The 12,513-nt window shown below is 41.0% G+C and carries 7 protein-coding genes; all 7 read left to right on the top strand.

Features of this window, described 5'->3' with window-relative positions:
• Positions 1-163: 163 nt before the first annotated feature.
• The 7 genes from PQ478_RS11715 (at position 164) to PQ478_RS11685 (ending at position 12,512) form a co-directional block, all read left to right on the top strand.
• A complete protein-coding gene (locus PQ478_RS11715) occupies positions 164-1,081 on the top strand; it encodes a carbohydrate ABC transporter permease (RefSeq protein ID WP_022627761.1) in 918 nt (305 codons plus the stop codon).
• 11 nt (positions 1,082-1,092) lie between these two features.
• Positions 1,093-1,944: a carbohydrate ABC transporter permease gene (locus PQ478_RS11710; RefSeq protein WP_075682960.1), complete on the top strand. Its 852-nt coding sequence runs from the start codon at positions 1,093-1,095 to the stop codon at positions 1,942-1,944.
• Between the two features lie 606 nt (positions 1,945-2,550).
• Positions 2,551-3,150, top strand: coding sequence for a YesL family protein (locus PQ478_RS11705; RefSeq protein WP_289234343.1), 600 nt, complete (start codon positions 2,551-2,553; stop codon positions 3,148-3,150).
• A gap of 757 nt (positions 3,151-3,907) precedes the next feature.
• Positions 3,908-4,918, top strand: a complete 1,011-nt coding sequence (locus tag PQ478_RS11700) for a LacI family DNA-binding transcriptional regulator (RefSeq protein ID WP_289234342.1) — start codon at positions 3,908-3,910, stop codon at positions 4,916-4,918.
• Positions 4,919-5,019: 101 nt separating this feature from the next.
• Positions 5,020-8,187, top strand: a complete 3,168-nt coding sequence (locus PQ478_RS11695) for a hypothetical protein (protein WP_289234341.1) — start codon at positions 5,020-5,022, stop codon at positions 8,185-8,187.
• 147 nt (positions 8,188-8,334) lie between these two features.
• Positions 8,335-11,445 (top strand): carbohydrate binding domain-containing protein, encoded by a 3,111-nt coding sequence (locus tag PQ478_RS11690; protein ID WP_289234340.1) that lies wholly within the window; start codon positions 8,335-8,337, stop codon positions 11,443-11,445.
• Positions 11,446-11,903: 458 nt separating this feature from the next.
• A complete protein-coding gene (locus PQ478_RS11685; protein ID WP_289234339.1) occupies positions 11,904-12,512 on the top strand; it encodes a TetR/AcrR family transcriptional regulator in 609 nt (202 codons plus the stop codon).
• Position 12,513 lies beyond the last annotated feature (1 nt).

The raw sequence follows: 12,513 nt of genomic DNA, 5'->3' as shown, positions 1-12,513 counted from the left end.
GACAGTTATCTTTGCTTGTTGGACTAATATTACATCGTTTCGAGGCTGGCTTCTACACCTATAAATGAACATTCAAGTGACCATAGGGAATATAAGCCACTCTCGAAAACCAGCAAGCCATTCTAACAGCAGTCAAAATTATTTTGCAGGGAGGTACATACGATTGGAGACATCTAAAAAAGCCAAATGGCTGACAGAAAAACGACGTACCGCTTTATCAGCCTACTTATTTATTTCTCCTTTTTTCATTCTATTTGCTATCTTTGGGCTATTCCCAATGATATTCAGCTTCTATTTATCCTTCTTTAGGTGGGATGGATTAAATCCAATGACATTTAATGGATTTAAAAACTTTGAATTTATCTTTAATGATCCAGTGTTTTATTCTTCTATCAAAAACACGTTCATTATTGGGATCATGGGAACATTACCGCAGATTATCATTGCTATTTTAATAGCATTTGCCTTAAATTCTACTTTGATCCGTTTTCGTAACACATTCAGAACGATGATTTTCCTGCCGTATATTACATCAATTGTAGCAGTAGCAATCATCTTCGGTGTTGTATTCAATAATCAGCCGTTTGGATTTGCAAACTATATTTTAAGCTTCTTTGATGTAGGGCCTATTCGCTGGGATGCTGAATACTGGCCTGTAAAGATTGCCATTGCAACGATGGTATTTTGGAGATGGGTTGGTTATAACACGATTATTTTCTTAGCAGGGATGCAAAGTATTCCAAAAGAATTATATGAAGCAGCAAAAATGGACGGGGCTACATTGAGCCAGCAAATTCGTCTCATTACCCTTCCTATGCTTAAGCCGATTACGATGTTTGTTGTATTCACAGCAACGATCGGAAGCTTTCAATTATTCACAGAACCATTAATTTTCTTAGGACGTAATTTACGTGAAGAAGGGATTACAATGGTTGCATACTTATGGAGAGATGCGTTTGTTTACAACTCATTTGGAACCGCATCAGCTGCAGCAATCGTTTTATTCTTAATCATTATTACGTTAACTGCAATTAACCTATGGATTACAAACAGAATCGGCCGATCAAAAAAGATTAGTTAGGAGGGATTGGCATGGCAGCTAAAAAAGAAGTTGGAGAAGGGAAATTTTCACTAAATAAGGTTCTGGTTTATCTGTTCTTGATCACTGGATCTTTAGTTTCCCTGTTTCCCTTTTATTATATGTTCGTTATGGCAACACGATTAAACCGAGAAATCAATTCTGTACCGCCGCCATTTACACCAGGTACACATTTAGTTGAAAACTTTCAAAAAGTAACGAGTAATATTGATTTCTTCGGTGCGATGTGGAATTCATTCTTTGTTTCCACGACGATTACCATTGGGACATTATTCTTATGTTCCCTAGCTGGGTATACCTTTGCTAAGTTAGAATTCAAAGGAAAAAACGTACTATTTGTCATGATTCTTGTTACGATGATGGTCCCGCCGCAGCTTGGGTTGATTCCACAATATTATATTATTACAACATTAGGCTGGTTAAATGACTTTAAAGCATTGATCATTCCTGGTTTAATAAATGCATTCGGTATTTTCTGGATGAGGCAGTATATTAAAGAAAGTGTACCGTTTGAAATGATTGAAGCAGCAAAAATTGATGGCTGCTCTAACTTCCGAATTTATTGGAATATTGTTGTACCGATGACGCTTCCGGCGTTTGCAACATTAGGAATTATCGTATTCATGCATGTATGGAACGACTTCTTATGGCCGCTCGTTGTTCTTCGCGACCCATCGATGCACACCTTGCAAGTAGCGCTTCGTGCATTAAATGATTCCAGACAGATGGATTATGGTATGATAATGTCTGGTACGTTCTGGGCAACAGTACCATTACTAATTGTCTTCCTATTATTTAACCGTTTGTTCATTCAAAGTTTATCAGAAGGAGCAGTAAAGAGCTGATCACCATCAGCTCTTTGCGGTGTCTGTTTAAGGTAATTCACTTAAATATTGGTTAGAGCGAAGTCACCGCGGCTGAAATATGCTTCGCTTTCCGTGTGGAGCCGGTGAGCTTCCTCGGGCTTGTGCCCTGTGGGATCTCACCCCTGCTCTAGTCCACACAGGAGTCTACGCATATTTCATCCGCTAGGTTATTGCATTTTGTAATTATTATGTTGAGCGATTTAGTAATGCATAGGTTCAAATTAAAAAAAGCAGACATCCGTGGGTTATCTGCTAAAAACAGTGAACAGCTGCATATAGAAAGGGAGCACTTACAATATCCCTCCTCGGTTGATTGTAGCGGAAGGCACCGACTCCTGCGGGATGTGCGTGGCCAGGGGAGACCCCGCAGGGCGAAAGCCCGAGGAGGCTCCCGGACCGTCCGCGGAAAGCGAGTGCCTGCAGCGGAGATCAACACCTATCGCAGGGGAGACTTTTTCAGTATATGCGTGGCCAAGAGGTATTCCACAAGAGCAAGCGAGTGCCTGCAGCGGAAATCAACAATTATTGCAGGGAATCTGCATTACAACCAACTATTAGTATTCTTACGTAAAAGGAGGGTTTCAAATGGGCAAGTTAATCGTTCAAATAACCGAAGTCGTCTATAAGTTTATTGCACTGAATATCCTATGGCTGTTCTTTTTTGTAGCAGGGCTTGGTTTATTTGGATTTATGCCAGCAACCCTTGCTTTGTTTCGAGTCATAAGAGACTGGATCAAAGGAAATCAGTTCAATTTATTTTCAAGTTACTTCACATATTATAAAGCGGAATTTATACGTTCAAATCTTGTAGGTGCAATCTTTACCGGATTGTTTTATATTATTTATGTAAACTTTTCATTTGCTGGATATTTCTACAGTGAGTCGACACAATTATTCGTTTACCTCGTCATTGCTGCCATTGCAGCTATTATACTAATGACATTTTTAAATGTATTTTCTGTTATGGCGCATTTTGAATATAAAACGTTCTCTTATATTAAAGCATCACTTGGACTTGTTTTTGCTCATCCATTAATGACCCTTACGCAGCTTGTTTGGCTTCTTGCGTACTTTTTAATTGTGGTCAATTTCCCGAGAGTGTCCTTTGTGATAGGGATAAGTGTGTTTGCTTATGTGCTGATGAATGTGAATTATTCTGTTTTTAAGAAATATAATGCGGTTTAACTATAAACATCAACATGCTTAAACATGATTTTTAGCATAGTCGCCGCTCCTGAAATATGCTTCGCTTTCCGTGTGGAGCCAGTGAGCTTCCTCGGGCTAAGCCCTGTGGGATCTCACCCCTGCTCTAGTCCACACAGGAGTCTACGCATATTTCATCCGCTAAGTGATTGCTCTAAATGACTTTTACGTGGAGTGATGTGATAACAGACTCAAAGCCTTAAATACCTTAAATGCTTTAAACATGGGTTATAGCAGCATCTCCGCTCCTGAACTATACTTCGCTTTCCGTGTGGAGCTGGTGAGCTTCCTCGGGCTTGGGCCCTGTGGGATCTCACCCCTGCTCTAGTCCACACAGGAGTCTTCGTATAGTTCATCCGCTAAGTTATTGCGTTTTTGTAATTATTATGTTGAGTGATTTAGTTATGGTACAGTTCAAATTTGAAAAATGAAGACACTTTTGAGTTCATTTGCTAAGTTCACTGAACTCTGTTTATAAAAATGGGAGCACTATACAACATGCTTCCTCCGCTGATTGGAGCGGAAGGCACCGACTCCAGCGGGATGCGGGAGACCAGGGAGATCCCACAGGAGCCAATGCGACGAAGAAGCTCCCGGACCGCCCGCGGAAAGCGTGTGCCTGCAGCGGAGATCAACAATCACAGTCGGGGCTTATCTATTGATTCATGTATCTGACAGGCGGAATAACTATTTAATAGAAATTTTATCAACAGCATCAAAGAGTAAAGGGGGGATACATATGGCTACTATTTATGATATTGCGAAAAAAACAGGCTACTCAATCAGCACGGTTTCGAAAGTGTTAAATAATTATAGTGATGTTGGTGAAAAAGCGAAGCGGATTATTAATGAAGCAGTCGAAGAGCTGGGATACTATCCGAGCTCTAGTGCGAGAACACTTTCGACAAAAAAATCATGGACGATCGGCGTTGTATTTGTAGAGGACTCCGGGATTGGAATTGAGCATCCTTTCTTTAACGCAGTCATTGAAAGCTTCAAGAAGGCTGCCGAAAAAGAAGGCTACGATCTTTTGTTTGCATCAAATAAGATCGGCACGGAGCAGAGATCGTATTTAGACCATTTTCTATACCGTGGCGTTGACGGGGTTGTTGTCGTTTGTTCAACCATGGATTCTCCCGACCTTGATATATTAATGGAATCTGATCTCCCTTCTGTGGTGATTGACCTTGATACAAGGGGAGCAAGTGTCGTTTTTAGTGATAATATTCATGGAAGTGAATTAGCAGTGGATCATCTTTATGAGTTAGGACATAGAAAGATTGCTCATATTGCTGGTCACAATAGTTTATATGTCGGCGTTCACAGGTTAAAAGGCTATATTCAAGCGATGAACAAGCATAATCTTAATATACCAGATGAATACATTGCAGATGGCGGCTACTTCACTTTTGAAAGCGGAAAAAAAGCGATGGAAGATTTACTGAAGCTAGAAGATAGACCGACAGCTGTGTATGCGGCGGGGGACTTAATGGCGCTAGGTGCAATTACTGCGATTCAAGAGCAAGGATTAAGTGTCCCAAATGACATCTCGGTTATCGGTTTTGATGATATCCAGATTGCTCGGTATATGACACCAGGGCTTACAACCATTAAACAGGATACATTTTTAATTGGAAAAACAGCAGCAGGATTGTTGTTAGAACAAATTAACGATAAGAAAAAGCATTATATGTCGATCAAAATTCCAGTAACACTTATTGAAAGAAACTCTTGTAGACCAATTTCTTAACATTGGTCTACATTCTTTCACTTCTTTTTCTGTACGGCTTCGTTTAACTTGTTTCGAAAGCGCTTTAGTAAAAGTCTACTATATATTTAGAAGGTGATACCATGTATACATTAAAAGATCATAAACGCTTTGAGATCACTAATTATCAGCAAAAATCCCCGTTTGCAAGTTTCTTGCCAGGAATTGCAGGGGTCGACGGCATTCCAATGTGGGTATTCTATGTGAACCGCGGACAAGGCATTGCAAGCTTTGGTGTCCAAGACAAAAATCATGCGATGCTAGAATTTATGCCAGCAGATAAATCCTATCAGCAGGTACAGATTCAAGGATTTAGAACCTTTATTAAAGTCAAAGAAGATGGGAAGGAAACCTTTATTGAAGCGTTTTCTCCTCTCACATCAGGTAAGGAGGAAGTGCAGGAAACGATGAAAATCGAAGAGAATATGCTTGCACTTGAATACGTCCATCATCAACATGCATTTAAGTTAAATGTTGAATATTTCATCCTTCCTGAAGCGCCTTTTGCCGGCCTGGTGAGAACGGTTACGTTAACGAATCTAGGAGATGCAGCAAGAGAGTTTGAGATTGTAGACGGTCTGCCTTCGATTTTTCCAAGTGGTGTGCCGCATGCAGCCTACAAAGAATTAGGCCATACGATCAAAAGCTGGTTCGACGTCAAAAATATCGAAAATAAGATTCCTTTTTATCAATTAAGAGGAAGTATTGAAGATTCAGCTGAAGTCAAAGAGATTCATCACGGACATTTCTATACGAGCTTCTCACGCACACCGGCATCAGAGGAAACGCACCTAGAACCGATTATTGATAAAGATGCGATCTTTGGAAGTGACACCTCACTGCAGGTGCCGCGAGTATTTATTAAAGAGCCGGTAGACTCCTTAAAAGATAAGCCGCAGCATACGACTAATAAAGTTTCATGCGGATTCTCTTGTGAATCAGCCAGTCTGCAAACAAATGAACAGATCGACCTATACACTGTGATTGGATATGCAAAAAACCTTGATCTTGTAAATACAGGTGTAAAAGAAACTCTTTCTATCAATGCTCTTAGTGAAATGAAGACGCGTGCCCAAAAAATCACAGATTCGATTACAAATAAAATGGCGACGAAAACGAGCCAGCCATTATTTGATGCGTATGTGAAGCAAAGCTATTTAGACAACGGTTTGCGCGGTGGATTCCCGTTAGTGATTGAACGTGACAACGAGGATAAAATGTACTACTTATTCTCAAGAAAACACGGGGACCTAGAGCGAGATTATAACTTCTTCTCAATCAGTCCAACCTATTATTCTCAAGGGAACGGGAATTACCGTGATATTAATCAAAATCGCCGCTGTGATGTGTTACTAGAACCAAGAGTTAAAGACTATAATGTTCAACTGTTTATGAATCTGATTCAGCTTGATGGATACAATCCGCTAGTGGTTAAAGGAGTTCGTTTTAAAGTAAACAGCACCTTGGATCTCGCATCCTATGTAGAAGCAGGCGAAGAGAAGCTCCAATCGTTTCTTGAAAAAAGCTATACACCGGGTGAGCTGAAGCATTTTGTTGAAGATGAGAACATTTCTTTATCCGAGCCGTTTGAATCATTTCTTGCTTATGTGATGCATGCATCAGAAGAGCTGCAGCAGGCAGAGTTTGGTGAAGGATACTGGGTTGATCACTGGACGTATAACTTAGACTTAATTGATAGTTATCTAGCTATTTATCCTGATAAAGCAGACGAGTTTTTCTTAACGCCTGGCTACCGATTCTTTGACAGTCCTGTACGAGTGAAAACACGACGGGAGAAGTATCGTTTCGTAAAGAGCGGTCTGCGACAATATGAAGCTGTAGAGAAAATCGCGGAAAAAGCATCTCAAGCGGCTCAAAATGAAGGCGTCCTCTGGGTCAAAGATGCAAGCGGAGAGATATATCATACAAGCTTGTATTCAAAGCTCGTCACACTTGCTTTAGTGAAAACATCGACAATGGCACCTTTTGGGTTAGGCATTGAGATGGAAGGGGACAAGCCGGGCTGGAATGATTCATTAAACGGACTGCCTGGAATGATTGGGGCGAGTACGTCTGAGTTATATGAATTAAAACGCCTGCTCACGCTGTTAGATAGTGTGGAAAGTGAGGGTGAGGTTGCTCTGCCGGCTGAAGTGAATGACTTCCTTTTACAAGTCGCAGGTGAAGTGAAAGAGGTTGAAGAGGGCTCTGATGAAGCAGAACAACGCTACTGGAAGCAAGTCACATCTCAGCGAGAAGCGTATCGTGAAAACGTGTATGCAGGAATCAGCGGTCAGGAAGTTACGTACACCGTAAACGAAATCAAAGATTACGTAAAACAACTGGCTAAACGAGTTGACACAGGAATCGAAAGTGTTGAGTCATATGCGAAACCGTTCAGCCCGACGTATTTCTACTTTGAACCAAAGGAAGATCTCACACAAGAATCGCTTGAGCGTCTTGAGTTTGATTGGTCGCCTAAAGCAGTCACTCCATATTTAGAGGGAGTTGTAAAACAGTTAAAGCTAACAGATGACCGCGATTCAGCTAAGGCACTGTACGATGAAGTGAAGCAGTCACCAATTTATGACCGCAAACTGAAGATGTACAAAACATCTATGAGCATTAACAGTGAGCCCAATGAACTTGGCCGAGTAAAATCCTTTACACCAGGCTGGCTGGAAAATGAATCTATTTTCCTTCATATGGAATATAAGTATTTGCTCGCAACGCTTAAATCAGGTCTCTATGATGAGTTTTATGAGGACATGAAACAAGCACTGATTCCATTTTTAGATCCAGAAATGTATGGACGAAGTATCTTAGAGAACTCTTCATTTATCGCTAGCAGTGCCAATCCAAATGTTGAGCTTCACGGCAAAGGATTTGTGTCACGTCTTAGCGGCTCAACGATTGAACTGATGAATATGTGGTTTGTGATGATGACAGGAGGCTCACCATTTAAGCTTAAAGAAGGCGAGCTGTCATTAGAATTATCTCCACGTCTGCCTGATTGGCTGTTTGATGAGAATGGGGAAGTCACGTTTACCTTCCTTGGTGAGATTTCTGTGACGTATATCAATCGTGCAAAGAGCTCTACGTACGGAGAAGATGCAGTCACTCCATCTGGAATTGAACTGACGTTTAAAGATGGTGCAGTAAAAGAAGCTGGTGCGAATGAAGTGACTGGAGAACTTGCAGAGGCAGTCCGCAACCGTGAAGTAAGCAAGATGAACGTTTACTTAAGCTAAAAATTGGTCAGAGAGGGAAGTACGATTCCTTCTCTGCCTCTTTTAACAGGAACTGAAAGCGCTTTCGATATATCTTGTTAAGGAGGTGAGGAGTGGCTGCTGCTTTCAAAATCTTGAAACAATGATTAAATGGGAGGGGAAAATCGAGTGAAAAAATCATTTCGTTTACTTGCAGGAACAGTTATGGCAGCTTCACTTATTAGCATGAACATCAACGCACAAGCTGCCGGAGAGCAAAACGATACGAATGAATCAAGCGACGAATGGAAAGTTGTTTGGGAGGATCATTTTGAAGGAACTGATTTAGATTTAGACAAATGGAGCTATGACACAGGAAATGGTTTCGTTGATTCAAATGGGACATATGTGTCAGGATGGGGAAATGAAGAACTGCAATCATATCAACAAGAAAATGTCCGAGTAGAAGATGGCAAGCTTGTACTTACGGGCCAGGAAGAATCCGTTTCAGATGAACATGGAACGTACAATTATACCTCAGGAAAGATCCATACACAGGGTAAATTTTCGCAAAAGTATGGCAAATTCGAAGCGAAAATGGCCCTTCCAGAAGGACAAGGCTACTGGCCGGCATTTTGGATGATGCCAGAGGATGATGTATATGGCGGCTGGGCTGCATCAGGGGAAATTGATATTATGGAAAATGCCGGCGGACGGCCTAATGAAATTGGCGGGGCGATTCACTACGGCGGACAATGGCCGAATAACACATACACGGCAAAAGACTATCATTTTCCTGAAGGACAGGATGTAACAAACTTTAATGTGTACGCGGTGGAGTGGGAGCCTGGTGAGATCCGCTGGTATGTGAACGGTGAACTGTACCAAACACTGAATAACTGGAGCTCACAAGATGCAGGCAGCCCTGCACCATTTGCTTATCCTGCTCCGTTTGATCAAGAGTTTTATCTGATCTTAAACTTAGCAATCGGCGGCTGGTATGGCGGCAACCCTGATGCGACAACCGATTTCCCAGGTGAGATGCAGGTTGATTACGTTAAAGTATATGAGCTTGAAGGACGTGACTACCGTGAGCCGGTTGAGCCAGTATTTGAGGCAGAAGAGCTGCCTGAAAATGCGAAAGAAGCTATAGACGGCAATTATGTGTATGATTCAAGCTTTGAACAGGAGATTACGACGATTGCAACGGGTGCAGAGCTTGACCAGAAGTGGAGTAAAGATTATTGGAACTTAGTTTACTTATCAGACTTCAACGGTGATGCAACGGTATCTAAAGAGGAACTTGATGGATATCGTTTTGCCAAAGTAGATATTGCACGCGGAGGAAGCCAGTCTTATTCCGTTCAGATGATTCAAAATGTGACGCTAGGAAAAGGCCGATGGTATAAGCTGAGCTTTGATGCTAAATCTACGACAGCACGTCCACTGAATGTAAAGCTTGGCGGGGGGCCTGACCGTGGCTATACCGCTTATTCACCAAATCGTGATTATACCCTGTCTAATCAAGTGGAAACGTATGAATTGGTGTTTCAAATGCAGCACGATACAGATATTCTCTCGCGTTTAGAATTTAATATGGGGCTCAACACAAATCCCGTTTGGTTAGGGAATGTGACGCTTGAGGAAGTAGATGCCGAAGATCCATACCAAGAAGATGCTCCTAAAAATCCATTAAGAAATGGAAACCATGTGTACAATGGAAACTTTGATTTAGGCCGCATGGATCGTATGACGTTCTGGAACTTCGAGACAAATGGCGCCGAAGCAGAAGCATCGGTTGAACCTGATCAACGTGAGCTTCATGTACAAATTTCAGATGGCGGCGAGAGTACTGATGCGATCACTTTCACACAAAAAGGGATGAACCTTCTAGCAAACAATGAATATCAATTGTCATTTGAAGCAAGAGCAGATGAAGCAAGAGAGATCGGAGCAGCCTTGCTTAGTAAAGACGGAACAATCAGTTATTTTGAAGGGACTGAAACCATTACAACAGAAATGAATGAACACGTCATGACGTTTACAATGCCTGATACGACAGATATTGAAGGACAATTAGTCTTCTATTTTGGAGGATCTGCGCATGATGTAATGCTTGATTCAATCAAACTTGAACGTTTAACCGATATATTTGACGGATTAACGTTTGATGAAAGCTTCCCGCTTAAAAATGGTGCCTTTGTCAATGGTCTGAACTACTGGGATACACATATTCAAGGCGATCATGAGGCAGGTACATCCATAGCTGAAGTTAAGCATCAAGACGGAATGGTGTCAGCATCGATCGAAAATGAAGGATATGAGCCGTGGCATGTTTTATTAATGCAAAATCAGATGCAGCTGCTAGCGAATCAAACGTATATTCTAGAATTTGATGCCTCTTCTACTGTAAAACGAGAGCTAGAAGTCGTGCTTGAAAACAGTGCATATGAACGATATGTCGATGAGGTGATTTCGTTAACTCCGGATATGCAAACCTATTCGTTTGAATTTAACATGACGGAAACTGATCTTGTTGACCTAAAGTATTTAATGGGGAAAGTAGGGGACGCAGCAGCGATCGGTCCTCACGAGGTGAAGATTGATCAAGTAAAATTAGAAGTGAAAGGCGAAAGAGAAAAGTTTTTCCCTTTAGCTAATGGTGATTTTTCTAGTGGTTTAGACAACTGGAATGGACATGTTCAAGGTAGCTATGACGGGCCGTCACAAGCGAGCTTTGAAGAAAGAGACAGGGAAGCAGTTATTTCTGTCACTAACGAAGGGGAAAACCCTTGGGATATCTCCTTATCTCAGCAAGAAATGGAACTAAAATCAGGAGAAACATATGTTTTACAATTTGACGCAAGAGCGAGTTTGGACCGAAAAAATGAACTAGTCGTCGACAACGGGGCACCAAATTATCATCGTTATTTTGAAGACATCGTCCAATTAGATCAAACGAGGCAAACATTCAGCTATGAATTCGAGATGCCTGAAAGTGATTCAGTTACACTGAGCTTCTTAGTCGGAAAAGTAGCTGGAGAAACAATCGGGAACGCACATGACATTGTGATCGATAATGTCATCCTCGAAGTAAAAGGCGCACAAGATGCCTTACATGGCGCAGCAGCTGCCGAAGAGCCGGGTACAGAGGAACCAGGAAATGAAGAGCCGGTAACGGATAAGCCAGGCAAGGGTAAGGATAAGAAAGAGAAAGGCAAAGAGAAAGGCAAGAATATGAAAGAAAAAGCTAAAGAAAAAGGTAAAGGCAAAGGGATAAATAAAGAAAAGAATAATTGATGATATGTACGTGGAGGAGCTGTCGAATTAGGCAGCTCCTTTTAGTGTTGTCATGCGGTGGATGAGCGCAATTACTGTCAGAGTGGATACCATTGTGCCTTGCACTGACGCATACAGCAGGTGAACGGACGCAATTACATGAGATTGACGCAATAGTGTCGGAAATGCGCACATATAACTATTGATCCCGCGTACTTAAGCTCAATATCGGCGCATAAAAGCTTTAAAACAATACAAATAAAATGTATCTACAGCGGACTCCAAAGCCCTCGATTAGTTAAACGACGTTCAATTTTTAACTTTTCGTTCTAGAAAAGGTACCTGCTAACTATATATAGACTAATTCAATTTCTTAACGAGGTTCAAATATTGAAGAGTGTTTAATTTTTAAAGAGGATTAGGTGGATGAAAACATTTAATAGATATAAATTGTAAGCGGTTACGTTGATTGTCTGGAGGTGGTTATCGTCAAACTGTCAGAGAAAAGATTATCTAAAAAAAAGAAGCAAATTCTCGCATCGGCGATTGAGATTATTAATCGTAAGGGCTACAACGGAGCGACGATGGAAGAGATCGCAGCAGAATTACTGATGACAAAGGGCTCCTTGTACTATTACTTCAAAAATAAAAGTGATCTGATGTATCAATGTCATAACTTCGTCCTCTCACAAGCGACCGATGAATTAAGGAACATTTTAAATCAAGCAGGTTCAACTGAGGAACGTTCAATTAAAGAATTTCTTCAATTAATGATTGCTGCACATATTAAATATGCGATTAAAGAAAAGGAAACATTTAATTTAATTATGGAACCTAAACAGTTCTTCAATAAAGAACAATTGGTACTAGTTCTTCAATTGCGAAGAGAATATGAAGGGCTGTTTGAAGAAATCATTTCAAGAGGAATGAAGAGCGGCGAATTCAGTGTAGAAGAACCAGCCTTTATTCGAATGTTCATTCTGGGTTCTATGAACTGGGTGCAGCAATGGTATAAACCTAACGGAAGACTAACGATAGATGAACTCACTGCTTTATATAGTCAATACATTATAAAGCTGTTGAAATGAG

It is taken from the genome of Alkalihalophilus pseudofirmus, from assembly GCF_029094545.1.
Taxonomy (GTDB): domain Bacteria; phylum Bacillota; class Bacilli; order Bacillales; family Bacillaceae_D; genus Alkalihalophilus; species Alkalihalophilus pseudofirmus.
The sequence above is the reverse complement of the archived record's forward strand: the minus strand, read 5'-3'. Positions and strand labels throughout refer to the sequence as shown.